We start from the raw sequence: 25379 nt of genomic DNA, 5'->3' as shown, positions 1-25379 counted from the left end.
CCCTCATAGGAGCGCCAACTGCTCACGTACCGCCGGTCAGCCCACCAGCGGGCGGGGGTCGAAGACGGCGCGGATGGTGCGGGCGCGGCCGTCGGCGACGTGGGCCCAGTTGACGGTGAGCAGCGGCGCGTCGGTCTCGATGGTGTGCAGGTCGTAGACGGTGCAGACCTCGGGCCCGTCGACGAAGACGTGCTTGACGTCGACGGCGATGACGATGCCCAGCAGGCCGTGCAGGGCCTTCACGTTGTCGTCGACGCCCTCGACGTGGCCCATCGGGCCGTCGAAGACGACGTTGTCGGAGAGGACGTCGCGCAGCGACTCGGCGTCCTGGCGGCGCCAGGCGTCGAAGTAGGCGGTCATGGTCTCGGCGGGGGTCCTGTTCTCGGTCATGGCTCCAGCGTCGGTCGCGGCGATCCAGAAGTCCAAGAGCTGTCGATGGTTCCTCCGATAAGCTCCGGTGATGGAGCTGCACCAGCTGCGCTACCTCGTCGCGGTCGCCGAGGAGGGCGGCTTCACGCGGGCGGCGACGCGGGAGCACGTCGCCCAGCCCGGGATCAGCGCCCAGATCGCGCGGCTGGAGCGCGAGCTGGGGCAGGTGCTGTTCGACCGGTCGGCGCGCGGGGTGCGGCTGACGCCGGCGGGGGAGGCGGTCCTGCCGCACGCCCGGGCCGCGCTCGCCGCCGTGGCCGCGGTGCGCGACACCGCCGACGACCTGGCGGGCCTCGTCCGCGGCCGGGTCTCGGTGGGCATGGTGCGCGGCGGCGGCGTCGTCGACCTGCCCGGCCTGCTCGGCGACTTCCACCGCACCCACCCCGGCGTCGAGATCCGCCTGGTCGAGGCCGCCACGGACGCGCTGCTCGACGGCCTGCGCAGCCACGACCTCGACCTCGCCTGGGTGGGCCGCGACAGCGAGGCACCGCCCGACCTCGACGTCGACGTCGTCCTCGACGTCCCCCTGGTCGCCGCGCTGCCGGTGGACTCCCCGCTCGGCGACACGGTCACGGCCGCCGAGCTGACCGAGCACCCGGTGATCGCCCTGCCGGTCGGTGCCGGGGTGCGGGCGGCGCTCGACCGCGCGGCCGCCGACGCCGGGGTGACGCTGCGCCCGGCCCTCGAGGCGGGCTCGCCGGCCGTGCTGGTGGACCTCGCCCGTCAGGGGCTCGGCGTGGCCGTGGTCCCGGCGCCGGCCGTCGTGGGCCGCGACGACGTGCGCGCGGCATCCCTGACCCCCGAGGTGCGGGCGCGGATCGACCTCGCCCGCCGCCGCGACACGCCCCTGAGCCCCGCCGCCCGCGCCCTGCTCGCCCGGGCTCGTGACTGGATCCCCTGACCGCGAGAATCGGACAGGTGGACCTCCTGCTCGGGGTACGGCTCTTCGTCCGCGGCGCCGCGACGGTGTTCCGCACGCCGCGCCTGCTCCTGCTCGGCGCGATCCCGGCGCTGATCGTCTCGATCTTCTACGTCGCGGGGATCGTGGCGCTCGTGGCGTGGCTCCCGGAGCTCACGTCCGGACTCACCCCGTTCGCCGACGGGTGGTCGGGGACGGCGCGCACGATCGCGCGGGTCGCGGCCGGCGCGGCGCTCCTCGGGGCCGCCGGGGCGGTCGCCGTGGTCACGTTCGTCGCGGTCACACTCGCCGTCGGCGGGCCGTTCTACGAGAAGCTCGCCGAGACCGTCGACGAGCAGGTCGGCCCCGTCCCGGCCACGACGGAGCCCTCGTGGGCGCGCTCGATCGCCCGCGGCGCCCGCGACGGCCTGGTGCTCGTCGGGCTCTCGGTGCTCGCGGCGATCCCGTTGTTCCTGCTCGGGCTCATCCCGGTCGTCGGTCCGGTGCTGGCGCCGGTGTGCGCCGCGCTCGTCGGCGGGCGGCTGCTGATGATCGAGCTCGCCGCGCCCGCCCTGCAGCGCCGCGGCCTGGACTTCGGCGACCGCCGGCGGCTGCTGCGCACGCGGCGACTGCTGACGTGGGGTGTCGGCATCCCGACCTACCTGCTCGCCGCGATCCCGTTCGTCGCGATCATCGCCGTCCCCGCCGGCTCGGCCGCCGCGACGCTGCTCGCCCGCGCGCTGCGGGGCGAGCCGACGGGTCAGGAGCGCCCCGCCTCGAGGACGTGAGCGGCGAGCAGGTCGTCCATCACCCGCTCCTGCTCGACCGCCAGTCCCGCCTCCCGCACCGCGCGCTGCAGCTCCGGGTCCCAGGGCGTCGGCGGCACGGCGTCCCGGTCGACGGTCGGGAGCTCGACGTCGGCGTGCGCGACGTTGGTGCGGTACTCGTCGGCGGTCATCCGCCACGGCTCGATGCCCCGGTCGTGCAGCCGCGACGTGATGCGCAGGCCGCCGGCGTCGATGTCCCCGTGGTGGCGGACGACGGCGCCGGCCGCCCGCAGGGCCTCGAGCAGCGCGAGCGCACCGCCGGTCGGCTCACCGGCCGTGCAGACCAGCGGGGCCGCGAGACGCTGCTGCGCCGCCGCCTCGAGCAGGCGGGGGTTCTCCACCGACAGCACCACGCACCCGGGCGGCACGGCGACCTCCAGATCGCGCACGGTCAGGGTGGTCAGCGGTGCGGGGGCACCGGCGGCGGTCATCGCCCGGACGCCCGCCGCGACGCCGTCACCGAGCAGCGGCAGGTGCCAGGTCAGGGTCGGCGCGGAGACGACGTCGCCGGGGAGGCCCGCGGCGGTCCAGAGGTCGGCGTCGTCGCGCTGCGCGTCGCCCGCCCGGTGTGCCAGCGCCGCCCGCACCCAGCGGCGCTCGACGGTGCCACGGTCGAGGCCGTGCGCGGACCCGAGTACGCGGGCGGCGATCTCGCCGCGGCTCCGGCGGCGATCCGCCTGCTCCAGGACGCGGGCCACGACGTCCACCGCGCGGCGCGCCTGCTCGGCGTCGGGCACCCAGCGCCGCACGGACAGCGCCCACGCGTCCACCCACGGCTCCGGACCCAGTCGCGCGCGGGCGTCGTCGCGCAGCACCACGTCGCGGTCGTCGCGACGGGCACGGTCGTCCTCGCGGGCCTCCTTGCGTCCCGCTGGGCTGTGGCCCGCGGCGGCGAGCACGGCGAGGAGGTCCGTGCCGTGGGCGGCCAGACCCCCGTCCAGGGCCGCGAGATCGAGACGGTGACGTGTCGTGGGGAAGCGGTGTCCGAGGATCTCGCCGAGACGCGCGTGGACCCGCGCGTCGAGGCCGCGCGGGAGCGCGACCGGCCGCCGGTCGGCCAGGCCGCGCCGATCGAGCGCGGCGGCGATCTGGCGCCACAGCGGGTCGAACGTGGCGTCGAGGAGGACGGGCGGGACCGTGGCGCCGGCCGCGAGCTGGTGGCTTTCCTGACGTCCGGTGTCAGCGTGGACGCCAGGCTCAGACACGCCGTGCCTCGTCACGCGGGCTCGTACGCCGACCAGTCGGGCATCGGGGTGCCGGCCAGGGCGGCGGCGAGGCGGTCGAGGTACCAGCGCCAGCCGGCGTCGAGGTCCGACGCGCTCAGGCCCTCGGGCAGCGACTGCGCGAAGACGAGGACCGCGCCGTCGCCGTCGGGCTCGACGCGCAGGTCGAGGTGCCAGACGCGGTCCGCCTCGTTCTCGGGGAACTCGACGGCGAGCCGGGTGGGCGGCTCGCAGGCGGTGATCAGCACGTCGACGGGCTCGGCGACCTCCCCGCCCGCGTCCGCCTCGCCCGTCATCGTGAAGGCGACGGTCCGGCCGACGCCGGGCTCGCCGGTCCACGTCCCGATCCAGCGCCCGAGGCGCTCGGACTCGGTGATCGCGGCCCAGACGTCCTCGACAGGGTCGGGGTATGGGCGGCGCCAGACCAGCGTCGTGGCGCCGTCGGGTTCGGTGCGGGTCTCAGCCGGCGGTGTCGGCACGGTCGTCTCCCTGGTCGGGGTTCTCGGGGTTCTCGGTGGCGCGGCGGGCGCGGCGCCCGCGGCGGATCTCGGTGTCGAGGGCGTCGAGCCGGCGCGCGGGACCGGGGACCGGCAGCGGCCTGAAGCTCTCCAGCCAGGCGTCGAGCTCGGCCAGCGGGCGGCGGTCGAGGGCGTAGATGCGGTGCTGACCCGCGACCCGCGACGTCACGAGCCCGGACTCGCGCAGCACCCGCAGGTGGCGGCTGATCGCCGGCCGGCTGATGGGGAACGCCTCGGCGATCTCGCCGGCCCCGATCTCGCCGTCCGCGAGACGCTCGACGATGGCCCGGCGGACCGGGTCGGCGAGCGCCTCGGCGGGGAACACCCCCGACATGTAACCAGAGGCTTCATTAACCGTCCAGCTACATGTCGGGTGATCGAAGTCCCGATACGGACGCTGAGCGTCTGCGACGGCACTTCGCTGACAAACCCTCAGAGCAACGTCGGCTGCTCGTCCTCCTCGTCGCCCTCGGCGACGGTGACCGCCGGGACGTAGCGGGCGGCCGCCGGCAGCACGCGCACGGCGCCGGACGCCTCGCGCACCACCAGGCGCATGGACTCGAGCAGCCCCACCACGTCGAGGGAGAACCGCTCGGGGTCGCCGATCGCGGCCTTCGACCAGTACCGCCCGTACTCGCCGACCAGCTCGCCCAGCACCTCGCGCACCGACGGCCAGGCGATCGGCTCCGGGTCCTCCGCGGGCCGGAACTGGTAGATCAGCTCGCTGACCAGCAGCAACGCCGCGTGCGCCACCGTGCCGCTGCCGGGGAACGCCGTGTCGGAGCACCCGCCGTCGACGTCGAGCGCCGCGACGCCCTCGGCCCGCGCCTCGAGCACGAGCCCGGTCCGCGCCTCGATCCGCCGGGCCTCGTCGGCGGCCCGACGGCGCAGCTCGGCGAACCGCGCCGGCTCGAGATCCTCGGCCAGGACCACGGGGTCCTCGACCAGCCGGCGCCGCACCGTCGTCGTGGCCGACCCCCGCTCGCCGGCACGCTCGACCAGCTCGTCCGCCGTCTCGGCCCCCATCAGCGCCGCCGTCGGCAGCAGCGCCATCCGGTCCTGGCGCACCTCGAGCAGCGCGTCGGCGTCGGCGTCGTGCTCGTAGCTCGCGACCCCGCGGTCGAGCTCGCGCAGCATCCCCTGCGCGATCAGCCACCGCAGGGCCGTTACCAGGGCCCGCCGGGACGCGGGATCGGTGTCCTGGACGACGCCCGCCTCGGCCGCCGCGGAGTGCACGGCGTTGACCAGGTCCCGCAGGCTCGTCCGGTCGGGGCCGCTCGTCGTCGCGGCGAGCACCAGGGCGAGCGCGGTGTACTCCGCCGACGTGAACGCCCGCGGGGACGTCGAGACGGTGCGCAGCGGCCGGTCGGTCGGCACGTGGCCGGTCTTCACCAGGCGCGCGGTGTCGGCGGTGACGACGAGCCGGTAGGTCAGCTCGGTGGAGAACCAGGCGTCGAGCGCGTCCGCGTGCCGGCGGATGATCGCGAGCAGGTCCGGGTCGGACTCGACGGTGCGCCACGGCCGGGCGAGCAGCGCCCGGGTGGCGACGACGAGCTCGGTGTCGCGCTGCGGGTCGGTCCGCGGTGCGGTCACGCGGGCTCCACCGTCAGCGCCAGCCCCTCCAGCCGCAGCGACCCGCCGTGCGTCGGCACCGTGGTCGTCTCCCCGGGCGTCCGCGTCACCACGCACCGGACGCCGTCGAGCGCCACCGACCCGGACGCCGCGGCCGGGCCGAGGTCGGCGACGGCGCGGGTCAGGACCCGCTGCAGCTCGCGCAGGGCGGGCTCGGAGAGCCGGTCGGCGAACGCGGCGGCGCCCGCCTCCAGCAGCTCCGCGCGGGCCGCCGCCGCCCGTTTCTCGACCTCGGCCCGCCGGGCGAGCAGGTGGCGACGCTCCTGGCTGCGGTCGGCGACCCGCGAGGTCCGGCCCCGGCTGGTCGTGTCACCGCGCTCGCGCAGCGACACGGGCACCGGGGCGACCGGCGCGTCCCACCACGAGATCGACGACGAGACCGGGTCGGTGTCGTCGCCCCCGGCCACCCCGAGGTGCCGGGCGCCGTGGAGACCGAACGCGGCCGCCGCCAGCTCGTGGGCCCGCGCGGCGTCGGACCGTCCGAAGAACATCGCGAGCCGCAGGAAGTCGACGCGCCGCGACGACCCGGCGGTGCCGGTGCGCGAGAGCCGCGTGAGGTTCTGGGTCAGGGTCCGGACGGCGTCGACCGCGTCGCGCTCCAGTGTCTGGACCCGCGACGGCCGGCCCGGAGAGGAGACGAACCACGACGCCAGGTTCTCCCAGTCCGCGACCGCCGCCCCCGGCTCGCGGCGCACCCGCACCGCCGAGAGCCCGGCCGCCGCGACCCGCGCGGCGAGGCCGTCCGCGGCGCGGTCGACGATCGTCGCGACGCGGGGGCCCACCGTCTCGAGGAGCGCGGCGATCGGCCGCGCCGCGCGGCGCAGCGTCTCGAGCCGCTCGCCGACGTAGCCGACGAGGACCTCGGAGAAGAACGCGAACTCGTCGGCGTCGAGGTCGAACCGCGACTGCCACTGGTTGATCGCCGCGAAGAACTGCGTGATCTCGGCGGAGAACGCGACGTGCGGGTCGAACACGGCACGGACGGACTCAGCGAGGCGATCGGGCGGCGCGGTCGCGGCGTCGAGCCGCGCGAGGTTCTCCAGCCCCACCCGCAGCTGCTCCAACCGCCCCAGCGACACGTCCCGCACGTCGTCGACCTGGGCGAGCACGCCCTCGACGACGTCGTGGACCTCCTGCCCGACGCGGGTGATCAGGTAGCGGTTGCGGCGCCGGTAGTAGTCCTCGACCGTGCCGACCTGCCCCACCGACGCCGAGACCTCGAGGTTCCCCCAGACCCGCAGCTGTTCCAGGCGCAGCGTCACGGTCTGCTCGTCGATCGCCGTGCCGGCCTCGGCCAGCCGCGCGGTGACGTCGGCGGGCGTCAGCTCGGCGAAGAACGTCCCGGCGAACACGGCGAGGATCGCGCGGTAGTCCGGCGACTCGGTGACGTAGGCGAAGACCGAGGTGCGGACGCCCTCCCGAGGGGTCGAGCTCCGCTCCGCTGCGTCTCCCGTTTCCGTCACGCCGACACCGCCAGCGCGGACCCGTCCCAGCGGTAGTGGACGAGCGCGATCGCGCGCAGCTCGGGGTCGCGCAGGACCTCGGTGATCGCGAGCGCGGGGACGTTCGGGTGCGTGCCCCACAGCCGCTCGGACGTGACGACGAAGTCCACGTCGAGGTCCACGAGCAGGCCGAAGAGCTTCGCGTGGTTGTCCTCGGACACCTTGGCGAAGGCGTCGTCGAGCAGCACGAGGCGCGGCGCGCCGACGCCGTGCGGGTCGTGCGCCGCGGCGCTCGCGGCGGCGGCCGAGGCCATCGGCAGCACCGTGACCAGCTTCTTCTCGCCCTCGGACAGCGTGGTGCGACGGGTGAGCAGCTCGTCGGAGCGTCCCGGGCGGCGCAGGTAGATCCGCATCTCGTGCCAGGTCCGGTAGTCGAGGATCTCGCCGATGACGGTGCGGTAGGACGCCTCGGGGTTCTCGGCCCGGGCCTGCTCGACGAGACCCTTCACCGCCTCCCGGACCCGGTCGTCGTCCTCCGGCTTGCGCAGGTCGGGGTGGGTGCCGAGCAGCTCCAGCGCGGTCGCGGTGTCGGCGTCGAGATCGGAGCGCGGGCGCCACTGCAGCTTCACGCCGATGCCCTGGCTCGAGGTGACCCCGCGCAGGATGCGGTTCATGCGGTCGACCAGCTCCCGCGCGGCGAACAGCGCGTCGGCGACCTCGCGGGCGATGCGGCCGTGCAGCAGGTTGCGCAGCGCCTGGTCCTGCTGGGCCGACAGGAGCCCCTCGGCCTGACGCTTCTGGACGGCGACGCGCAGCACCATCTGCGGCAGCGTCGCCCGCGACCCGCTGGTGATGAACACCGCCATCGGCATCCCGTCGGCCGTGCGCCGGCTCTCGATGTCCCGACCGCCGCCGCCCAGCGCGTCCCGCGCGGTGCGCAGGGCCTTCTCCAGCGCGTCCTCGCTGACGTTGTTCCGGGGCGCGGGGAGGCGCTCGCGCAGGGCCGCGACCAGCTCCTGGGCGCCCTCGAGGGTGTCGGCGGATGCGGGGACGGGGTCCGGCTCGCCCTCACCCTGTTCGGCGGCGGCATCGACGCGCCGCTCCGCGGCGGGGAGCAGCCCGGGGGTCTCGACGACGTCGGCGAGACGCCGGCGCGCGACCTTGACGGCGGCCTCGCGCTCGGCCGCCGCCGCGACCGCGCTCTCGACCTGGCCGTCGGCCTGGGCGAGCGCGACCGCGGCCGACTCCTTCGCCCCGCGCGCGGTCTCCAGCCGGTCGGCGATGTCGCGCAGGTGATCGTCGAGCTCCGCGACGCGGGCGGCCACCTTCGCGGGCTCCTCGCCGAGGGACGCCTCGATCGTCCCCAGCTCGGTGCGCACCGACCCGGCGTGGTCGTCGGCGGCCCGGTGCGCGGCGAGGGCGGCGGCGTGGTCGGCGCCGTCCCGCTCCCACGCGGTGATCGCTTCCAGCCACGCCCCGACGCTGCGGTGGGTCCGCTCCCGGGCCGCCTCGACGGCCGCGAGCGCGCGCTCGGCGTCGCCGACGGCCTCGCCCAGCTCCTCGAGCCGCGACGGGTCGGTCGGCAGCCCGGCGTCACCGGCCTCCTGCTGGAGTCGGGCCCAGGCGTCGTCGGCGCGGCGCCGGGCCTCGTCCGCCGCCGACGCCTGCTGGGCGGCCCGGCCCTGGGCCTCCTCGGCGTAGCGGACGGCGCCGGTGGCCGCGGCGACGGCGTCGTCGACGGGGCGGGTCGGGGGCAGCTCGCGGACGAGGGACCGCAGGGTGTCGGCGTGCTCGTCGAGGGCGGCGAGCACCGCGCGTGCGGCGTCCAGACGCTCCTCGGTGTCCGCCGCCCGCGCGGCGAGCTCGGCGAGACGCCGCTCGCGGGCCTGGGCGCGGGCCCCGGCGCCGACGTGCTCGGCGGCGTCCTTGCGGTGCCGACCCCGCAGCGGTCCGGCGCCGAACGACCCGTCGTCGGTGACCCAGAGCCCGGGTCCGGGGGCCGTCCCCACCGCCGCGAGGACCCGCGTGACGACGTCCGGGGGGACCGCGCCGGTGTCGGCCGGGGCGAGCCACCGACCCAGGCCGTCGTCGGGACCCGCGGCGTCGGTCGGCGCCACCAGCAGCTCGCCGTCGCCACCCCGGACCGTCCCGTCGTCGCGCACGTGGGCGGTGAGCAGGCCGGACGCCTCCAGCGCGGCCTCGAGCCCGGCGCGGGCGCCGTCGTCGAGGTCGGGGCGGAAGTCGACCACCGCGGCGAACAGCGCGGCGTCCTCGACGTGCGTGTCGCGCCGCCACGGGGCGCGCGGGAGCGGGAGCTCCGCCGCGGCCTCGACCCGGGCGTGCTCGGCGCGCAGCTCGGTGAGCTCGGCCTCCACCGTCTCGGCGCGGGTGCCGGCCCGCGACCGCGCGTCGGCCAGCGCGGCGGACGCGGCGTCGGCCCGCGTGCGGGCGGCGCGGACGGCACGGTCGGCGGCGGCGCGCAGGTCGTCGTCGGGGTGGTCGCGGTCGTCGTCGCCACCGTGGTCGCGGTGGTCGTCGTCGCCCTCCGGCAGCGACAACCAGCCCGCGGAGCCGTCCGGCTCGGCGGCGGGGACGGCGGCGACGTGCGCCTGGAACCGGTCGGCCCACGTCCCCACGGCGGCGCGGTGCTCGTCCGCGGCCGAGCGGGCCGCGCGGCGGGCGGCGTCGGCCTGCTCCGCGGCTTCCCCGGCCCGTCCGCGGGCGTCGGCCGCCTCCGCCTCGGCGCGCTGCGCGGCGGTCGTCTCCCGGTCGCCGGCGACGGCGCGTTCGCGCAGGCCGCGCACGGTGGTGCGGTGGGTCCGCAGGGCGTCGCCGATCCCGGTGAGGGCCCCGGGCAGGTCGGCGGTCGGGTCCGCGGCGTCGGGGTCCGGCGGAGCGTCGACGGTGGTCTGCCCGCCCTCGTCCCGGCGTGGCTCGGTGAGCAGCGACGGCGCATCGGGCAGCCGGGTGACGACCGCCGTCGCCGAGGCCGTCCGGGCCGCGGTCGCGACCGCCGCCAGCTGCTCGCTGACCCCGGCGAGGTCGGACTCGACCTGTCCCCGCGCCCCGGCCACGCGTGACGCCGCGGCGCGGGTGCGCTCGGCGGCCCGGTCCCGGTCGGCCTCGCGGCCGCGGGCCTGGGTGTCGGCCCGGGCGAGCTCGTCGCGCCGCCGTAGGAGCTCCGCGTGCGCGGTGAACTCGGGCAGGCTGACCAGTCCCTGACGCTCGGCGGTCGCGCGCCGCTCCTCGGCGGCGAGCTCGTCGACGTCGCGGACCGCCGCGGCCTGGGCGGTCCGTGCGCGTTCCGCCGCGGCCCGGTCGCGGTCCAGCCGGCGGGCGGCGGTGCGCGCCACGTCGACCGCGGAGCCCGCGGCCTCGACCTCGGTCATCAGCACGCGGCGGGCGTAGTCGGTGTAGACCTCGACGACGGAGTCGAGCGCCTCGGCGGTGCGCGTGAGGTCGGTGACGTTGCGGCGGTGGTCCTCGAGGTCCTCGAGCGGCTGGGCGGCGTCGTGCACCGCGTCCTCGGGTACCGGCGGCAGGGCCTCGCGCAGCGTGCGGGGGAGGTCGGTGTCGATGCGGTCGCCGACGCGCGGGTTGCGGACCTGGTGCAGCAGCCGGAAGTACGACCCGGGGTCGACGCCGCCGAAGAACCGCCGAGCGATCTCGGCGCGGTACTCGGCGGTCGAGGTGAACACCTGTCCGCGGGTCCCGAGCTCCGAGCGCAGCACGTCGATCGAGAACGGCACGTGGGCCTCGGTGAGGCGCAGGTCGATCCGCACCCGGCGGTCGGTGGAGAACCACCACACCGTGACGCGGTCGGTGCTGCGGTTGGCGCGGATGCCGCAGCCGACGGTGCGGTACTCGCTCTGCCCGTCCTTCTGGCTGCGCGTGAACTCGATCCACAGGTAGCCCGTGCGCTGGGTGTCGTCGTTGTCCGAGAGCATCCAGCTGCGCAGCACACCCCGCTGCTCGCCCGCCGCGTCGATCTTGCGGACGTCGGCCTCGAGCAGGAACGGCAGCAGCATGTTCATCGCCGTCGACTTGCCCGAGCCGTTGACCCCGCGCAGCAGCAGCCGTCCGTCGGCGAAGTCCAGCACCTCGTCCTGGTACTGGTAGACGTTCAGGATGCCGGCGCGGGAGGGCTTCCAGCGCTGTTGATCCTCGGCAGGCACCCGGACGAGGGTACGGAGCGTGGTTCAGGTGCCTGCGAGCCAGTCGGCGTCACCCAGGACGTCGAGGACCTCGCGCGGCGTGTGGGTGAAGCGCGGGTCGACGGCGGCGCCGCGGGTCCAGGTCAGAGCGCGGGCGACGACGGCGGCGCGGCAGGCGGTCTCGGCGAGGTCGATCAGTTCCGCGCGCGGGGCGAGGTCGGTGAACACCTCGAGGTAGGCGTCGCGGGGGCGGGTGACCGCCGGGTCCCCGGTGGCCACGTGGAGCGTCCGGCGCAATGAGCCCAGCGCGACGAGCAGGCTCGCGAAGGGGTGGGCGAGCACCGCGTCGCCCCAGTCGGGGAACCGGCCGTCGACGAGCACGTTGCCGACGTGCAGGTCCTGGTGGTCGACGCTGGACGGGACGGTGCCGTCGAGCCGGGCGGCCCAGCCGGCGACCACGTCCCGGTGGGTCGCGGGCCCGCCGATCGTCGCCACGGCCTCGGCGTAGCGGGCCGACAGCGCGGGCGGCGTCGCGTCCGGGACGCCGAGGGCCGTCATCCGCGGGACGTGCCCGGCCACCGCGCGCTGCAGCCGCGCGTACCGCGAGAGCGCGGCCGTCATCGCGGCGGACGGCTCGACGCCGGTGTCGCGGACGCTCGGGCCGGTATCGGGGAGCAGGAGCCGGCCTCGGTCGGTGTCGACGGCGAGCGGGGTGGCGACGGCGTCGGGAGCGAGACGGGCGAGCAGCGCGTGCAGGCCGACCTCGTGCGCCATCCCCGGCACCGGCTCCTTGAGCCACACCGGTCCCTCGCGCGTCGGGATGCGCAGCACCGTCGACCAGGCGCGGTGCCGTTGCCGGACGGGGCCATCGGGGCGGAGGCCGGTCGTGGCGGCCACCCACGCCAGCACCTCGTGCCGCCACGCCTCGGTGCCGCGCTCGCCCACGGGGATACCGTGCCGCACGTGCTCGTCGTCCTGCCGCCGTCGGAGACCAAGGCGCCCGGCGGCCGCGGGCGCCCGCTGGACCTCGACGCCCTGTCGTTCCCGTCGCTGAACCCGACGCGCAAGGCGCTGGTGGACGAGGTGGTCGCGCTGGCCGCCGACCTGCCCGCCTCGCGGACGGCGCTGGACATCTCCGAGCGCCAGGACGACGAGATCACCCGCAACGCGGCGCTGTGGACGTCGCCGACCGCGCCGGCGCTGCGCCGCTACACCGGCGTGCTCTACGACGCGCTCGAGCCCGGCTCGCTGACCACCGCGGCGCGGCAGCGGCTCTTCGTGTGCTCGGCGCTGTTCGGGCTCGTCGGCGGCACCGACCCGATCCCGGCCTACCGACTCTCGGGCGGGAGCACGCTGCCCGGGCGCGAGGGTCTGCGCGTCACCTGGCGCCCCGAGCTGATGCCGCTGTTCGACGAGATGGACGACCTCGTCGTCGACCTGCGCTCCGGCCCCTACGCCGCGCTCGGGCCGGCGCGCGGGGCCGTCGCCCTCGACGTGCACAGCGAGGCCGCCGACGGCTCCCGGACGGTCGTCAGCCACGCCAACAAGTCGCACAAGGGCCACGCGGCCCGCCTGCTCGCCGCGTCCCGGCGCCGCCCGAAGGACGCGGGCGGCGTGCTCGCCCTCCTCCGCGACGCGGGGCTCGCCGTGGAGCAGGCCGGCGAGAACGCCCTCGTCCTCGTCGTCCCACGCTGACACGAGCGGGCCCGCCTCGGCGTGTCGCGGCAGCGAGCCTGTGGCGATCCTGGCGTCACGTGCCAGGAAAGCCGCATTGCTCGAACTCCTCGGAGTTCGTTGCTCAGGGCCCGGCGAGCTCCGCGAGGACCGCGTCGGAGAAGGTCGGCCAGGCGGATTTCGCCCAGTCGCCGAAGTCGCGGTCGGTGAGGGCCACGCACGCCGCGCCGGCGTCCGGGTCGACCCACAGGAACGTGCCGGACTGGCCGAAGTGCCCGAAGGTGCGCGGGGAGTTCGCCGACCCCGTCCAGTGCGGCGACTTCCCGTCGCGCAGCTCGTAGCCCAGGCCCCAGTCGTTCGGCTTCTGGTGCCCGAAGCCCGGGATCGTGCCGTTGAGCCCCGGGAACTGCACCGACGTCGCCTCGGCCAGGGTCGAGGTGTGCAGGATCGTCGGCATTTGGAGCTCGGCCGCGAGGCGCAGGAGGTCGTCGACGGTCGAGGTCGCCCCGTGGCCCGCCGAGCCGTCGAGCGTGGTCGACGTCATCCCCAGCGGCGCCAGGACCGCCTCGTGCAGGTAGTCGGCGAACCCGATGCCGGTGGCGTCCTCGATGGTCGAGGCCAGCACCTCGAACCCCGCCGACGAGTACAGCCGCCGCGTGCCGGGCTCGGCGACGACGCGGTGCTCCCCGAACGCCAGCCCCGAGGTGTGCGCGAGCAGGTGCCGCACGGTGGAGCCCTCGGGGCCGGCGGCCCGGTCGAGCGTCACCGCCTCCTCCTCGACCGCCACGAGCGCGGCGGTGGCGACGAGGGGCTTGGTCACCGAGGCGAGCGGGAAGCGCCGGACCGTGTCGCCGCGGGTACCGCGCACGGCGCCGTCGGCGGCGATCACCCCGGCCGCGGCGTGCTCGACGGGCCAGTCGTCGATCTGGGCGAGGCTCTGCACGGCGCCCGACCCTAGGTGTGCTCCCGGTCAGGCCGACAGGGCGTCGCGGGCCGCCGCCGCGGCGTCGTCCAGCAGGCTCTTCGCCGCGTCGTAGCCGCGCGGCTGGTTGGACAGCAGCACGACGACGTAGCGCCCGCTCGCGTCCGGGAGACCGGTCGAGTGCAGGTCGATGCTCGACTGCAGGCAGCACAGCCACCCCTGCTTCGCCGCCGCCGTCCCGCGCCGGGACGGGTCGAGCAGCCCGAAGGCCTGGTCGAAGCCGTCGGCCGCGGTGGGCGCGGCGGCCTCGAGGGACTGCAGGACGAAGTCCCGGTCGGCGTCGGTGAGGCGGGTGAGCACGAAGCTGTAGAGCGTCGCCACGTCGCGCGCCGAGGTCTCGACCTCGCCCCACTGCGAGGTGTCGTCGGGCGGGCTGGTCTCCGAGATCCCGAGCAGCGCCGACACCCGCCGGATCCCCTCCGGCCCCCCGTAGCTCGACCACAGGGCGTTCATCGCGCTGTCGTCACTGAGGCTCAGGGCGCGGCGGAACCGCTGCTCGTCGCCGCCGCTCGTCTGGATCTGGCCGGCCTCCCGGCGGGTGAGGATGTCGACGATCGTGAACAGCTTGGCCACCGACGCAGCGCGCAGCGGGGTGTCGCCGGCGTCGTTGACGGTCGTCGTCCCGGTCGTGCGGTCGAGGACGGCCACCCCGAGGGTGACGTCGTCGCGCTCCTGGGCGGCCGGCCCGGTCGCGTCCACGGCGTCCTGCGCCCGCGACGGCGGGGGTGTCGGCGTGGTCGTGGTCGTCGGCGGCGGTGTGGTCACCACCGGCGGCGGTGCCGCGACCGGCGGGGGCGGGGCCGGCGTCTGTCCCGTCCACGACCGGACCTGCGCGCAACCGGTGGCGAGAGCGGCCGCGGCGAGGAGCACGGCGACGAGACGGGTCCCGCGGCGGAGGCGGCCGACGATCACCCCTCGATCGTGCGCCTCCGACCGCGGGGTCCGCGCGCCGACACACGGCAGTCGCCGCGGACGTCACACGCCGGTCACGCGCCCCCGGCGGGCGGCTAGGCCGCCAGGACCACCTCGTCCGCCCGGAGGGCGGCAACGACACGCTCGGTCATGACCCGCTGCACGGCCCACTGGCGGCCCGGCTTGGTCCGGACCGTCAGCCGCAGCGTCATGCCGGAGGCGGACAGGGACTGGACGCCGAGCACCTGCGGCTTGTCGAGGACGTCGTGGCCGTGCCCGTGCTCGTCGATCCCGGCGGCGGCGGCCCCCTCGGCGATCGTCGCCGCGTTCGTGACGTCGGTGTCGAGGGCCAGCGGCACGTCCACGACGGCGACGGCGTGGTCCTGCGAGCCGTTGCCGACGCGCTCGATCGTGCCGTTGCGCACGTACCAGACCATGCCGGACTCGTCGCGGACCGTCGTGGTGCGCAGGCCGACGCGCTCGATGGTGCCGACGGCGTCGCCGAGGTCGACGTGGTCACCGACCCCGTACTGGTCCTCGAGCAGCATGAAGATCCCCGACAGGAAGTCCTTGACGAGGTTCTGGGCGCCGAAGCCGATGGCGAGCCCGAGCACGCCGGCCGAGGCCAGGACCGGGGCGAGGTTCACGCCGAACTGGCCCAGGACCATCATGAACGCCGTCCCGAAGATCAGGATCGTGGCGGCGTTCTTGATCACCGAGCCGACGGTGCGGGCACGCTGCGCGCGCCGGGCGGACCCGAAGGCCTGGATGCGGTCGGCGTCGGTCACCCCGCGCCGCCTGCGCAGCAGGCTGAGCATGCCGGGCAGGCCGGCGCCGGCGGAGACGTGACTGATGACGCGGTTGACCACGAACCGCAGCACGACGGCGATGACGACGATGACGGCGACGGTCACGCCGATGCGGATGAGGGCGTCGACGGACAGGGCAGGCAGGGGTGACACGGCAACCACCTCGGGGGAGCGGGGAGCGATCGGGCTGGGATGCCGGCACGACACCGTGCCGGAGAATGCGGGACGTGACAAATCGCCTGGGCAGCGGGCCGACGTGCCGCCGTTCGACGCCGGGACCCGCTGTGCCGGCGTGATCGGGATGTGAAAGGGCGCGTCGAGCGGGTGCCGCAGCAGGGAGCGGGGTAGAGAAACGGACATGTCGACCAGCAGCCCCGGCGCGACCCGTCGCGGCGACCGTTCCCCCCTGCTGGTGGCGATGGCCGGGGCCGCCGCGGTCCCCGGCCTCGTGCTGCGGTTCGGCGGCCTGCACATCTCGCCGCCGGTCGACGCCCTGCTGTTCGGTGTCGCGATCGTCGGGGCCGCGTTCCTGCTGTCGTGGGCGGCGGAGGCCGCGCAGGTCGACATCTCGGCCGGCCTCGCGATCGCGCTGCTCGCCCTGGTGGCGGTGCTGCCCGAGTACGCCGTCGACTTCGTCTTCACCGCCCAGGGCGGCGCCGCGTACGCCCAGTACGGCCCGACGTGCCTGCCACCGGGCTCCGCCGAGCAGTCGCCCTGCGGGCTCGCGCTCGCCAACATGACCGGCGCCAACCGGATCCTCGTCGGCGTCGGCTGGGCGCTCGTCGTGCTGCTCGCGGCGATCCGCCTGCGGGTCGGCGGCGCGGACGCGGGGCAGTCGGGCGGCGCCGGGACCTCGCACGAGCCGGGTCGTCCGACCACGGTGACGCTGATGCGCACCGACTCGGTGCCGCTGGTGTTCCTGCTGGTCGCGACGCTCTACTCGCTGACCCTGCCGCTGCGCGAGAGCATCACGCTGGTCGACACCGTCGTCCTCGTCGGCATCTTCGTGCTCTACAGCATCCGCGTCTCGAAGGCACCCGCCGAGGACCCCGACCTCATCGGGCCGTCGGCGTGGATCGGCCGGATGGAGGCGCCGCGACGCCGCACCGGTTACATCGGCCTCTTCGTGGTCTCCGCCCTGATCATCGTGGCGTGCGCGGAGCCCTTCGCCGACTCCCTCGTCGAGACCGGCACCGAGCTCGGCATCAGCCAGTTCTTCCTCGTCCAGTGGCTCGCGCCCCTCGCCTCGGAGGCCCCGGAGCTGCTCGTCGCGGGCCTGTACGCCTGGCAGCTCAAGACCACCGACGCGCTGGCCACACTCGTCTCGTCGAAGGTCAACCAGTGGTCGCTGCTCGTCGGCACCCTGCCGATCGTGTTCGCGATCTCGGCGGGTTCGCTGCACGGCCTGCCGGTGGACGCGGTCCAGCGCGAGGAACTGCTGATCACCGCGGCGCAGTCGCTGTTCGCCGTCGCGCTGCTGGTCACGCTGTCGATCACGGTCCTGGGTGCGCTCAGCCTCCTCGTGCTCTTCCTGGCCCAGTTCGTGCTGGCCGCGACGCTCCCGGCGGCGCTCCAGGAGGCCGAGCTCCTCATCGTCTCGGGCATCTACCTCGTCGCGGCGATCGTGCTGTTCGTGCTGCGCCGGCAGGCCGTCGTAGCGCTGGTCAAGGACGGCTTCCGCACCCCGTACGCCGAACTGACGGAGTCGAAGTGACGCGTCGCAGGCTCGCCGTCATGTTGGTGCACGGCGTCGAGAGCGCCGGGGAGCAGTACGCGGTCCGGGCGACGGCCCTGCTGCGCGAGGAGTTCACCCGCATCGCGGGGGTCCCGGCCGACGACGCGCTGGTGATCGAACCGACGTTCTGGGCGCCGGTGTTCGAGCCCGGCCAGGAGGCGCTCAGCGACCGGATCGGCGGCCGGGGGACCCGCCGGCTGGCCGGGATCCTCGACGGCCTCGCCGCCCGCGCGAGCCAGGGCTCGACCGCGGCGCTGCTCGCGGCCGCGTCGACCGCGGGCCTGCGCTGGCTGCCGGGACTCGACGACGCGCACTTCCCGACCCTGCGCTGGCTGATCGTGCACTACCTCGGCGACGCCGTCGCCTACCACTCGGGCCGCGACGGCACCGGGCACTACGAGCACGTGCAGGAGATCCTCGCCGGCTCCCTGCACGAGCTCGCGACGAAGGCCGGCGGCGATGCGCCGCTCGCCGTCCTGGGCCACAGCCTGGGCAGCGTCGTCGCCAGCGACTTCCTCTACGACCTGCAGGGCGTGCCCACGGGGACACCGCTGGCGCCGCAGGCCGCCGCCGCCCTCGGCGACACCCCGCTCGAGCGCGGGGAGACGTTCGGCTGGTTCTACACGCTCGGCAGCCCGCTGGCGCTGTGGGCGCAGCGCCATCCCGGCTTCGGCGAGCCGCTGGCCGTGCCGCACCCGGACTTCGCCCGGCGCCACCCGGAGCAGGGCGGCGAGTGGGTCAACGTCTACGACCCCGACGACGTGATCGCCTCACCCCTGCGCCCGCTCAGCGAGCGCTGGTCGAAGGCGGTGTCCGAGGACCGGCGCGTCGACGTCGGACCGTGGTGGCTCGGCTGGACCCCGCTGGCCCACCCGTACTACTGGAACGACCGCCGCGTCGTCACCCCGATCGCCTCCCAGCTCGCCCAGGCCTGGCACCGGCTCTGAGCCTCACTCGCCCCGGCCTCCGGCGTCGGTGATCCGGCGGCACTCCGCGGCCCTGACCGGGTCCGGCGCCACGACAGTGTGGGCGTCGACCGGTTACTGGCTGGTATCCCTCGCCTCGCGAGGGATACCAGCCAGTAACTGAACCTCGACGACGAGCGCGCGCCCACTCGCGACCGAGTCGCACGTTCCGCATGATCAACGACCTCGGCCGCCTGCCGACCGTGCCACTCGCCTCGGCGGGACGTCGCTGTGGGCTCGCGCCGGCACACTCCCCGACGAGATGCCCGCTACCAGCCGGCGGACAGACCCCGCTGGTGACACTCCCGCGAGATCGAACTGGAGAGCCCCGTCAGACCTTCGCCCGCCCGACCTGCTCGACGCGGTCCTCCTCGGCCATCTCGGTCAGTTTCCGGCCGGCCTCGGCGTCGCGGGTGAGGTTCTCGCCGGTCTTGGGGTCGAAGACGTGCACCTTGCGGGTGTCGAGCCAGAACTCCGCCTCGCGGCCCTCCCGGATGCGGCTCGTCGAGTCGATCGACACCACGGCCTGGGTGCGCAGCTGGTCGGAGTCGAGCTCGCGCGAGAGCTCCTTGAGCTGCTCGGCGATCTCGGCCGGCGCCTCGTAGGGGATGTAGGCGTACTGGGCGTCGCCGAGCCACTCGGTGACGTCGACGCGCGCGGTGAACGTCGACCCGTGCGGCTTCTTGGCCTCGTCGATGAGGCTCGCGTCCTCGAAGTACTCGGGGCGGATGCCGACGAGCAGCAGGTCGTGGCCCCGGATCTTCTCGGCGCGCTCGGCGCCCAGCTCGACCGTCCCGAACGGCGTCGACAGGCTCGTGCCGTCGACGCTCGCCGGCAGGAAGTTCATCGGCGGCGACCCGATGAACCCCGCGACGAACAGGTTGACCGGCTGCTCGTAGAGCTCGCGCGGCGAGGCGACCTGCTGGATGACGCCCTTGCGCAGCACGCAGACGCGGTCGCCGAGGGTCATGGCCTCGGTCTGGTCGTGGGTGACGTAGACCGTGGTGATGCCGAGGCGGCGCTGCAGGCGCGCGATCTCGGTGCGCATCTGCCCGCGGAGCTTCGCGTCGAGGTTGGACAGCGGCTCGTCGAACAGGAACGCGTCGGCCGCCCGCACGATCGCCCGTCCCATGGCGACGCGCTGGCGCTGGCCGCCGGAGAGGTTCGCGGGCTTGCGCTGCAGGTGCTCGCGGAGCTCGAGGACGCCGGCGGCCTCCTCGACGCGCTTGCGGACCTCGTCGTCGGGCACCTTCGCCAGGCGCAGCGGGAAGGCGATGTTCTCGTAGACGCTCAGGTGCGGGTAGAGCGCGTAGTTCTGGAACACCATCGACAGGTTGCGGTCCCGGGGCGCCTTCTCGTTGACCCGCGCCCCGCCGATGACCATGTCGCCCGAGGTGATGTCCTCGAGCCCCACGATCATCCGCAGCAGCGTCGACTTCCCGCAGCCCGACGGCCCGACCAGGATCATGAACTCGCCGTCGGCGATGTCGAGGCTCACGTCGTTCACGGCGGGGTAGCCGTCGCCGTACTGCTTGACGATGTGGCACATCTCGATCGAGGCCATGGTTCTATCCCTTCACGGCGCCGTTGGTGAGACCGGCGACGATGCGCCGCTGGAAGAGCAGGACGAGGAGCACGACCGGGATCGTGACGATCACCGCGGCGGCCGCGATCGGGCCGTTCGGCGACTCGAACTGCGAGGCGCCCGAGAACAGACCGAGCGCCGCCGGCACCGGGCGGGCCGCCTCGGTCGAGGTCAGCGAGATGCCGTAGACGAAGTCGTTCCAGGCGAGGAAGAACGCGATGATCGCGGTGGTGAACACACCGGGCGCGGCCAGCGGCACGATCACCTTGCGGAACGCCTGCCACGGCGTCGCCCCGTCGACCTGCGCGGCCTGCTCCATCTCCCACGGGATCTCGCGGAAGAACGCCGAGAGCGTCCAGATCGAGATCGGCAGCGTCAGCGACAGGTACGGGATGATCAGGCCCGGCCAGGTGTTGTAGAGCCCGATCTGGCGCCAGAGGTTGAACAGCGGCGTGACGATCGAGATCACCGGGAAGATCGCCACGGCCAGCGCGGTGGACAGGATGAGCTTCTTGCCCGGGAAGTCCAGCCGGGCGATCGCGTAGGCCGCGAACATCGACAGCAGGCACGAGACGAACGTGGCGATCAGGCAGATGCCGAAGGAGTTCACCAGCGCCGGGAGGAAGAGCCCGGCCGCGTCGCCGACGAGGATCTGCTCGTAGTTGGCGCCGGAGAACACGGTGGGCAGGAACTGCCCGTTGGCGATGTCGTCGGAGGACTTGAACGACAGGGAGACGATCCACGCCACCGGGAAGAGGCAGTAGACGATGATGACCAGGCCGCCGATCCCCCAGCCGACCTTCTCGCGAGTGGACATCGCTACTCCCCTCGCGCCTGGGACAGATCGACCTTGAAGCCCTTGATGAACAGCACGCTGATCAGCACGACGGACAGGAACAGGAGCACCGAGACCGCCGAGCCCAGCCCGATCTCCACCCGCTCGATGGTCTGGCGGTAGGCGAGGAACGAGACGGTCTCGGTGTTGTTGGCGCCGGCGGTCATGACGAACACCGAGTCGAAGACGCGGAACGCGTCGAGGGTGCGGAAGAGGACCGCGACCATGATCGCCGCCTTCATGTTCGGCAGGGTGACCCGCCGCATCCGCTGCCACCACGTCGCGCCGTCGACCTTCGCCGCCTCCTGCAGCACGTCCGGGACCTGCGCGAGGCCGGCGAGCAGCAGCAGCGAGATGAACGGTGTCGTCTTCCAGATCTCGGCCAGGCAGATGACGAACAGCGACGAGCCCTGCGTCCCGAACCAGTCGGTGTCGGCGGTGGTGCCGAGGAACGAGAACCAGGCGTTCACGAAGCCCGAGTCCACGCTGAAGGCGAACTGCCAGGCGAACGCCGACACCACGGTGATCACCGCGTAGGGGATGAGGATGACCGTGCGCAGGACCGGGCGCAGGCCCCGCAGCGCGTTGAGCATGACCAGCGCCAGCGCGAAGCCGAGCACGAGCTCGACCGCCACCGTGACGACCGTGATCAGCACGGTGACGCCGAACGACGTCCACCACACCGAGTCGGTGAGGATCACGCCGTAGTTGCCCAGGCCGACGAATGCGGAGTTCTGCGGGTCGGTGAGGCGGTAGTCGAACAGCGAGTCGAAGACCGCCTGGACGATCGGGTAGGCCGTGACCAGCAGCATCACGGCGAAGGCGGGGCCCGCGAGGTACCAGCCGAGGCGCCGCTCGGCCCGTGACTTGTCGCTCGTGCTCGAGACCGGGGCGACCGCCTCGGTTCTCTCGACCGTGGTCGTCACAGGAGTGCCTCCTTCCGCAGCACCGCGGTGATGAGGTCCGTCGCCGCCTGGTTGGTGGCGCCGGGCACGACCGCTCCCGGCGGGTGGAAGGTCCGCTGGATGCCGCCGGAGACCTCGGCGTAGTAGGCGGTCTGCGGGCGGGGCTCGGCCTGGGTCAGCGAGTCGCGGATGACCGGGGCCATCGGGAACTCCGCGAGCACCGCCGGGTCGGAGAAGACCGAGAGCCGCGAGGACGGGTTGCCGTTGGAGACGAAGTAGTAGGCGGAGTTCTCGGGGTTCGAGATGCAGGTCGTCGCCTCGTAGGCGAGGTCCGGGTGCTCGCTGAAGGCGCCCACGCCGAGGTTGATGCCGCCGAGCGGCGGCGCGCTGGGTAGGTCCGGCAAGGTGCGCGGGTAGACCGCCCAGCCGTAGTCGTCGGGAACGGACTGCGGGAGGGTGCCCTCCTCGACCCCGGACTTGGCCTTCCCCCAGATGAACGGGTAGTTGACCATGAACGCCGCCGAGCCGGACTGGAAGGACTCTGCGTTGGTGTCCTCGTCCGCGGTCGGGAAGCCGGGCGGTGCGACGCCGGCGTCACCGAACTCCCGCAAGATGCGGGCGGCGTCGATCCCGGGCGGCGCGGTGAGGCCGAGCTGGATGAGCGCGGGGTCGGTCTCGCCGACGTTGGTGATGATGGAGCCGCCGCCGGACTCGACGAGCGCGTTGACCCACACCGTCAGCGACTCGCCCCGCACGCCCTGGGCGGCGATCTGGGTCCGGTTGGCCGCGGCCGCCTGGATGATCTGGTCCCAGGTGACGGGCCGGCTCATGTCGAGGCCCATCGCGGCGACGGCCGCCTTGCGGTACCAGAGCAGCTGGGTGTTCGCCCAGAACGGCACGACGACGAGACGGTTCTGCCAGGTCGACGCCTCGATCGAGCTGGGCACGCGGTCCTCGCGCGCGGCCGCGTCGACCGCCGGAGGCATCGGCGCCAGGAAGCCCGCCTGCGCGAACTCGGGCACGTAGGGCGGGTCGATGCTCATGATGTCGATCGACGAGTCGTTGGCCGCCAGGCGCCGGACGAGCTGCTGGCGCTGCTCGGAGGCCTGGCGCGGCAGCGTCGACGTCGCGATCGTGTAGCGCCCGTTCGCGGCGGCGGTGCAGCGCGCCGCGATCTCGGTCTGGCCGCCGTCGTCCGGGTTGATGTACCAGGTCAGCGTCGGGGGGCCGGCCGGCGCGGAACTGCACGCCGCCGACAGCGCGGCGATCACCGCGATCGCGGCGGCCACCGCGGTGAGCCGCCGTCGTGGGCCTCGCATCGGTCTCCCCTCCCGCACTGCTGTGAGCTGGAAGCGCTTGCGGTGCGAGACTGGTGATACAGGTCTCACAAGTCAAGCACGAAGAGCGACGAACCGAGCGCAATGGGACATCTGGGGCAGCGTCGGCGCATCCCCTTCCGGGGCACGTCGCCGCAGCTCTGGAAGCGCTTCCAGCACCGTGCCATGCTGAACTGCTGTGACCGGGGACACGAGCGACGGGCGGGCGACGGTCCGTCCCACGCTCGACGACGTCGCCCGGCGGGCGGGGGTCTCGGCGGCCACGGCGTCGCGTGCCCTCGGCGACCACCCCCACGTCGCGGAGGCGACCCGGGCCCGCGTGCGGGAAGCGGCCGAGGAGCTCGACTACGTCGCCTCCCCGGAGGCCGCCCGGCTCGCCGGGGGGCCGACGGGCCGGGTCGCGGTGCTCGTGCCGCACCCGTCGCGGTGGTTCTTCGGCGAGCTGCTCGAGGGCCTCGAGGGCGAGCTCCGCGGCGCCGATCTCGACCTCGTGCTGTTCCGGGTCGGCGGGCCCGAGGAGCGCACGGCCTTCTTCGCCCGGCTGCCGGCCCGGCGCAAGGTGGACGCCGTGGTCGTGCTGGCCTTCGCCGTCGACGAGGCCGAGCACGAGCGCCTCGCGTCCCTGGGGGTCGCCGTGGTGGCCGCGGGCGGCCGGGTCGCGTCCTACCCGTCGGTCGGCATCGACGACCACCGGGCGGGACGCCAGGCCATGGACCACCTGCTCCACCTCGGCCACCGGCGGATCGGGATGATCGCCGTCGAGGACGCGGGTCAGCTCGCCCCGGACCCCGACGGGCGGACCTCGGCCTGGCGGGCAGCGCTCGGCGACGCCGGGATCGAACCGGACGACGAGCTGCTGGTCACCGTGCCGTGGGGCGGTGAGGGCGGCGCGGACGGCATGGCCCGCCTGCTCGGGCTGCGCACCCCGCCCACCGCGGTCTTCGCCCACGACGACGAGACCGCGCTCGGGGCGGTCCGCACCCTGCGCCGCGCCGGCCTGCGGGTGCCCGGGGACCTGTCCGTGATCGGCGTCGACGACCACCCCCTGGCCGCGCTCACCGATCTCACGACCGTGGCCCAGCCCGTCCGCGAGCAGGGCCGGCGGGCCGGCCAGATGGTCCTGGCGGCGTTGCGCGGCGGGCTCACCGAGCGGGTCCCGCCCGCCGAGACCCTGCCCACCCGGCTCGTGCTGCGCGGCACGACCGCACCACCGGGAGCACCGCGATGACCGCACCCGATCTTCGTCTCCGCGCCCCGACACCGGGGCTGCTCGCGCTGCCGTGGGACCGGCCGCTCGGCGAGTGGGACCCCGCGGCGGTCCCGCTGCGCGAGCTGCCCGTCGGCCCCAGCCGCCACCTCGTGCGCTTCGTCGAGGTCGACGGGACCCTGTGGGCCCTCAAGGAGCTGCCGCCGCGGATCGCGACGCGCGAGTTCGACGTGCTGCGCCACCTCGAGTCCGCGGGCCTGCCGGCCGTCCGCCCCGCGGGCCTCGTGACCCAGCCCGGCGAGGACTGCTCGATCCTGCTCACCCGCTACCTCACCGGCTCCTGGCAGTACCGGCGTCTCATCGCGCGGCTGCCCCCGAATCGTCCCGCGCAGCGCGCCCGGCTCTTCGACGCGATGGTCGGGCTGCTCGTCGAGCTGCACCGCCACGGCGTCTACTGGGGCGACTGCTCGCTGGCCAACACGCTGTTCTCCCGGGACGGCCAGCTGTTCGCGGCCCGGCTCGTCGACGCCGAGACCAGCGAGGTGCACCCGTCGCTCTCGGACGGGCAGCGTGCCCAGGACCTCGAGATCCTCGAGGAGAACGTGGCCTCGGGGATGACCGACCTCGCGGCGAGCCTCGGGCGCCCGCCCGAGATCGAGGAGCAGCTCATCGAGGAGGCGACCGGGCTCCCGGCGCGTTACGAGGTGCTCTGGAACGTCCTGCACGGCCAGGCCCAGTTCGCGTTCGGCGACCGCTACCGGGTGGAGAGCACGGTCCGCGAGCTCAACGACCTGGGCTACGTCGTCGACGAGGTGAGCCTGGCGCCGGCGGAGGACACCGAGGGCGGCGTCGTCCGGCTCCGCGTCGCGGTGGGCGAGCGCAACCACCACGCCCGCTACCTGCGGGAGCTGACGGGCCTCGAGGTGGGCGAGGGCCAGGCCCGCATCCTGCTCGGCGACCTGCGCGCCCACCAGCGCGCGATCGCCCGCGAGCACCCGGAGCGCCGGATCACCGAGGAGCAGGCGATCGCGAGCTGGCGCCACGACGTGCTGGCGCCGGGCATGCGCCGCGCCCACGCCGCCGTGCGCCACGTCGGCACGCCCGTGCAGGCCTACTGCGACCTCCTCGAGGTGCGGTGGCTGCTCTCGGAGGCCGAGGGCGCCGACGTCGGGACCGCGCGGGCGCTCGCGACGCTCGCCGAGCGCGCCCCGGCCGACTCCGCGGCGCGCTCGGTCGTGGTCGACACGGCCTCGGACATCCCGGTCGTCGAGGCGGACCCCGCCGTGCCGCCCGTGCCGCCCGAGTGGTGA

General features: G+C 74.7%; 22 protein-coding genes. 7 read left to right on the top strand and 15 right to left on the bottom strand.

Annotation, left to right across the window (positions count from 1 at the left end; translation table 11 throughout):
- Nucleotides 1-36: 36 nt before the first annotated feature.
- Entirely contained in the window at nt 37-390 is a 354-nt protein-coding gene (locus tag QSK03_RS10040; protein WP_285651129.1) for a nuclear transport factor 2 family protein, read from the bottom strand.
- Between the two features lie 70 nt (nt 391-460).
- On the opposite strand from QSK03_RS10040, the gene QSK03_RS10035 reads away from it, so the two are divergent.
- On the top strand, nt 461-1330 hold the full coding sequence (locus tag QSK03_RS10035; protein WP_285651127.1) for a LysR family transcriptional regulator: 870 nt from the start codon (nt 461-463) through the stop codon (nt 1328-1330).
- A gap of 17 nt (nt 1331-1347) precedes the next feature.
- Complete coding sequence (locus QSK03_RS10030; RefSeq protein ID WP_285651125.1) at nt 1348-2115, top strand: EI24 domain-containing protein; 768 nt, start codon at nt 1348-1350, stop codon at nt 2113-2115.
- On the opposite strand, the gene QSK03_RS10025 is transcribed toward QSK03_RS10030, so the two are convergent.
- From QSK03_RS10025 to QSK03_RS09995, 7 genes are all read right to left on the bottom strand, one after another.
- Entirely contained in the window at nt 2088-3359 is a 1272-nt protein-coding gene (locus QSK03_RS10025) for a DUF2399 domain-containing protein (protein WP_285651124.1), read from the bottom strand. The genes QSK03_RS10030 and QSK03_RS10025 overlap by 28 nt on opposite strands.
- Nucleotides 3360-3370: 11 nt before the next feature.
- On the bottom strand, nt 3371-3856 hold the full coding sequence (locus QSK03_RS10020; RefSeq protein ID WP_285651122.1) for an SRPBCC domain-containing protein: 486 nt from the start codon (nt 3854-3856) through the stop codon (nt 3371-3373).
- Nucleotides 3837-4229, bottom strand: coding sequence for an ArsR/SmtB family transcription factor (locus QSK03_RS10015; protein WP_352231969.1), 393 nt, complete (start codon nt 4227-4229; stop codon nt 3837-3839). Before QSK03_RS10015 ends, QSK03_RS10020 begins: the two co-directional genes overlap by 20 nt.
- A gap of 98 nt (nt 4230-4327) precedes the next feature.
- Nucleotides 4328-5488 (bottom strand): TIGR02678 family protein, encoded by a 1161-nt coding sequence (locus QSK03_RS10010; protein WP_285651120.1) that lies wholly within the window; start codon nt 5486-5488, stop codon nt 4328-4330.
- A complete protein-coding gene (locus tag QSK03_RS10005) occupies nt 5485-6990 on the bottom strand; it encodes a TIGR02677 family protein (protein ID WP_285651119.1) in 1506 nt (501 codons plus the stop codon). The genes QSK03_RS10010 and QSK03_RS10005 overlap by 4 nt, the downstream gene beginning before the upstream one ends.
- A complete protein-coding gene (locus tag QSK03_RS10000) occupies nt 6987-11144 on the bottom strand; it encodes a TIGR02680 family protein (RefSeq protein ID WP_285651117.1) in 4158 nt (1385 codons plus the stop codon). Before QSK03_RS10000 ends, QSK03_RS10005 begins: the two co-directional genes overlap by 4 nt.
- Before the next feature lie 24 nt (nt 11145-11168).
- The gene (locus tag QSK03_RS09995; protein WP_285651115.1) at nt 11169-12068 is read right to left on the bottom strand and encodes a phosphotransferase; all 900 of its coding nucleotides are present in this window, start codon (nt 12066-12068) and stop codon (nt 11169-11171) included.
- A gap of 18 nt (nt 12069-12086) precedes the next feature.
- On the opposite strand from QSK03_RS09995, the gene QSK03_RS09990 reads away from it, so the two are divergent.
- Nucleotides 12087-12818 (top strand): YaaA family protein, encoded by a 732-nt coding sequence (locus QSK03_RS09990; RefSeq protein ID WP_285651114.1) that lies wholly within the window; start codon nt 12087-12089, stop codon nt 12816-12818.
- 103 nt (nt 12819-12921) lie between these two features.
- On the opposite strand, the gene QSK03_RS09985 is transcribed toward QSK03_RS09990, so the two are convergent.
- From QSK03_RS09985 to QSK03_RS09975, 3 genes are all read right to left on the bottom strand, one after another.
- Entirely contained in the window at nt 12922-13740 is an 819-nt protein-coding gene (locus tag QSK03_RS09985; RefSeq protein ID WP_285651113.1) for a serine hydrolase domain-containing protein, read from the bottom strand.
- Nucleotides 13741-13767: 27 nt separating this feature from the next.
- Nucleotides 13768-14691 carry a serine hydrolase gene (locus QSK03_RS09980; RefSeq protein WP_285651111.1) on the bottom strand — a complete coding sequence of 308 codons (924 nt, stop codon included), beginning with the start codon at nt 14689-14691 and terminating at the stop codon, nt 13768-13770.
- A 95-nt stretch (nt 14692-14786) separates the two neighbouring features.
- A complete protein-coding gene (locus QSK03_RS09975; RefSeq protein WP_285651109.1) occupies nt 14787-15653 on the bottom strand; it encodes a mechanosensitive ion channel family protein in 867 nt (288 codons plus the stop codon).
- Nucleotides 15654-15858: 205 nt separating this feature from the next.
- Between QSK03_RS09975 and QSK03_RS09970 the strand changes: the two genes are divergently transcribed.
- On the top strand, nt 15859-17214 hold the full coding sequence (locus QSK03_RS09970; protein WP_285651108.1) for a calcium:cation antiporter family protein: 1356 nt from the start codon (nt 15859-15861) through the stop codon (nt 17212-17214).
- Nucleotides 17215-17234: 20 nt separating this feature from the next.
- On the top strand, nt 17235-18182 hold the full coding sequence (locus QSK03_RS09965) for a hypothetical protein (protein WP_285651106.1): 948 nt from the start codon (nt 17235-17237) through the stop codon (nt 18180-18182).
- A 349-nt stretch (nt 18183-18531) separates the two neighbouring features.
- On the opposite strand, the gene QSK03_RS09960 is transcribed toward QSK03_RS09965, so the two are convergent.
- From QSK03_RS09960 to QSK03_RS09945, 4 genes are read right to left on the bottom strand one after another with little or no spacing between them, the layout of a single operon-like run.
- Entirely contained in the window at nt 18532-19764 is a 1233-nt protein-coding gene (locus QSK03_RS09960) for an ABC transporter ATP-binding protein (RefSeq protein WP_285651105.1), read from the bottom strand.
- Between the two features lie 4 nt (nt 19765-19768).
- On the bottom strand, nt 19769-20602 hold the full coding sequence (locus tag QSK03_RS09955; RefSeq protein ID WP_285651103.1) for a carbohydrate ABC transporter permease: 834 nt from the start codon (nt 20600-20602) through the stop codon (nt 19769-19771).
- A 2-nt stretch (nt 20603-20604) separates the two neighbouring features.
- On the bottom strand, nt 20605-21546 hold the full coding sequence (locus QSK03_RS09950) for a carbohydrate ABC transporter permease (protein WP_285651100.1): 942 nt from the start codon (nt 21544-21546) through the stop codon (nt 20605-20607).
- Nucleotides 21543-22844, bottom strand: a complete 1302-nt coding sequence (locus QSK03_RS09945; RefSeq protein ID WP_285651094.1) for an extracellular solute-binding protein — start codon at nt 22842-22844, stop codon at nt 21543-21545. Before QSK03_RS09945 ends, QSK03_RS09950 begins: the two co-directional genes overlap by 4 nt.
- A 196-nt stretch (nt 22845-23040) precedes the next feature.
- Here QSK03_RS09945 and QSK03_RS09940 point away from each other — a divergent pair, with 196 nt between their 5' ends.
- Complete coding sequence (locus QSK03_RS09940) at nt 23041-24090, top strand: LacI family DNA-binding transcriptional regulator (protein ID WP_285651092.1); 1050 nt, start codon at nt 23041-23043, stop codon at nt 24088-24090.
- Nucleotides 24087-25379 carry a DUF4032 domain-containing protein gene (locus tag QSK03_RS09935; RefSeq protein ID WP_285651089.1) on the top strand — a complete coding sequence of 431 codons (1293 nt, stop codon included), beginning with the start codon at nt 24087-24089 and terminating at the stop codon, nt 25377-25379. The genes QSK03_RS09940 and QSK03_RS09935 overlap by 4 nt, the downstream gene beginning before the upstream one ends.

Source organism: Actinomycetospora sp. NBRC 106375 (assembly GCF_030269665.1).
GTDB lineage: Bacteria > Actinomycetota > Actinomycetes > Mycobacteriales > Pseudonocardiaceae > Actinomycetospora.
The sequence above is the reverse complement of the archived record's forward strand: the minus strand, read 5'-3'. Positions and strand labels throughout refer to the sequence as shown.

Bases quoted from the DNA above. Each gene is read 5' to 3' on its own strand.
- QSK03_RS09960 (WP_285651105.1), bottom strand. From the start codon at position 19,764: ATGGCCTCGATCGAGATGTGCCACATCGTCAAGCAGTACGGCGACGGC.
- QSK03_RS10040 (WP_285651129.1), bottom strand. From the start codon at position 390: ATGACCGAGAACAGGACCCCCGCCGAGACCATGACCGCCTACTTCGAC.
- QSK03_RS09955 (WP_285651103.1), bottom strand. From the start codon at position 20,602: ATGTCCACTCGCGAGAAGGTCGGCTGGGGGATCGGCGGCCTGGTCATC.
- QSK03_RS09935 (WP_285651089.1), top strand. From the start codon at position 24,087: ATGACCGCACCCGATCTTCGTCTCCGCGCCCCGACACCGGGGCTGCTC.
- QSK03_RS10015 (WP_352231969.1), bottom strand. From the start codon at position 4,229: ATGTCGGGGGTGTTCCCCGCCGAGGCGCTCGCCGACCCGGTCCGCCGG.
- QSK03_RS10035 (WP_285651127.1), top strand. From the start codon at position 461: ATGGAGCTGCACCAGCTGCGCTACCTCGTCGCGGTCGCCGAGGAGGGC.
- QSK03_RS09945 (WP_285651094.1), bottom strand. From the start codon at position 22,844: ATGCGAGGCCCACGACGGCGGCTCACCGCGGTGGCCGCCGCGATCGCG.
- QSK03_RS09970 (WP_285651108.1), top strand. From the start codon at position 15,859: ATGTCGACCAGCAGCCCCGGCGCGACCCGTCGCGGCGACCGTTCCCCC.
- QSK03_RS09965 (WP_285651106.1), top strand. From the start codon at position 17,235: ATGTTGGTGCACGGCGTCGAGAGCGCCGGGGAGCAGTACGCGGTCCGG.